Raw genomic sequence first — 1,549 nt, 5'->3', positions numbered from 1 at the left:
TTAACGATGTAGTTCCCACTGGCATCGCGGGGCAGCACGAGCGGATTCGTACCCACGATGGAGTTCATATCGGGCGAATCTTTAAAGAAATTGGTAAACGCCCCCGACGTGTTGGCCCCCACGGTCAGCCACTTCGTTACCTCGGTGTCGATATTGGTTCGCACGGTATAGCGGGCATAATCGTCGTTTCTGATAAGTCCTTTTTCGTTCGTGTAGCCACCCGAAACAAAGTAGTTTGTCTTGTCGGATCCGCCCGAAATACTGACATTATGGCTCTGGATGGATGCACTCTGGGTCAGGTCGCCGTACCAGTCGTAATCATTTCCGGCGGCTTCGCCCGCCACCGAGATGGGGAACAGCTCCGAGTTGGCAAAAGTCCAGGCTGGGTTCGGCTCTGTGTAGCCCGACTCTTTGGTGAAGGCCGTGAGGTAGTTGATGTCTCTGATTTTTTCCAAAAACGCATCCCGACGCAGCAGAGTCGCGTTGATGGTCGGTGACGAAACCGCATAATTGCCTGAATAGGTGATGGTTGGCTTGGTCGAGGCCCGGCCCGTTTTGGTCGTTACCAGCACAACTCCATTAGCCGCCTGTGAGCCATAAATGGCCTTGCTGCTGGGGTCTTTCAGTACATCCACGCTGGCTACGTCGGCGGGGTTGATATCCGAAAGCCGTCCGTTGAAAATAATCCCATCCACAATAATCAGGGGCGAGGTGTTGCCGTTGAGCGTTGAGGTGCCACGTACGTTAATGGAGGCTTCCTCGCCCGCCCGGTTGGTCTGGCCGATGGTCAGGCCCGGCAGCGCTCCTTTGAGCGACTGAAGGATGCTGACGTTGGGTGATTCTTTGAAAGCGACTAAGTTGGCCGACGCAATCGAACCCGTAAGGTCTTTGCGTTGCTGAGTGCCGTAACCCACCACCACCACCTCGTTCAGCAGTTTGTCGTCGGGAGCCATCGTGATGTTCAGGGTACTGCGGTTGTTTACCGCGATTTCCTGCGAACTGTAGCCTACAAACGAAAAGGCCAGTACCGGGTTGCTTCCCGAGGCCGTGAGCCGGTATTCGCCGTTGGCATCGGTGGAGGTACCATTGGTGGTACCCTTCTCGACTATGTTAACGCCGGGAAGCGGCTGGCCGCCATCATCCGTCACTTTTCCGCTGATCGACTGGGCGAAGGCCCCGGCCACGGCGGTGAAAAACAGGAAAAAGGCCAGTAGGTAGTGCCTTTTTTGGAATGCATAATGTTGTTTCATACTAAATACTATCACATTGTTGATAAATACTATGACTATGCAATATTATGCAAGTGTGAAATCATTTGCAAATAAAATTGCAATATTTTTTTTAACAATTCTACTATTCGCTGTTTTTGGGCTGGAAATAGGGTTTTTAGAAAAATAAACTTCACAATTTGTACAAAATAGAAAATGGTAAATTTTCCTTACTATTACTTAATTGTACTTTTCTTAGATTAAATGAGCTATTTAACGCTTGTCGATATACGAGTTATAATATTTCAAATACAGGCTTAAGCTGGAAAAGTGCTATAAAA

1 protein-coding gene is annotated in these 1,549 nt (G+C 49.6%); it reads right to left on the bottom strand.

The window, feature by feature from the left end; translation table 11 throughout:
- On the bottom strand, positions 1–1,250 hold a 1,250-nt coding region (locus ACEW8P_RS15610), incomplete at its 3' end, for a SusC/RagA family TonB-linked outer membrane protein (protein ID WP_373514010.1).
- Positions 1,251–1,549: the final 299 nt, after the last annotated feature.

The sequence above is a fragment of the Persicitalea sp. genome, from assembly GCF_041751555.1.
Taxonomy (GTDB): Bacteria; Bacteroidota; Bacteroidia; order Cytophagales; family Spirosomataceae; genus Persicitalea.
Note: the sequence above shows the minus strand (reverse complement) of the source record. Positions and strands in the feature narration are given on the sequence as shown.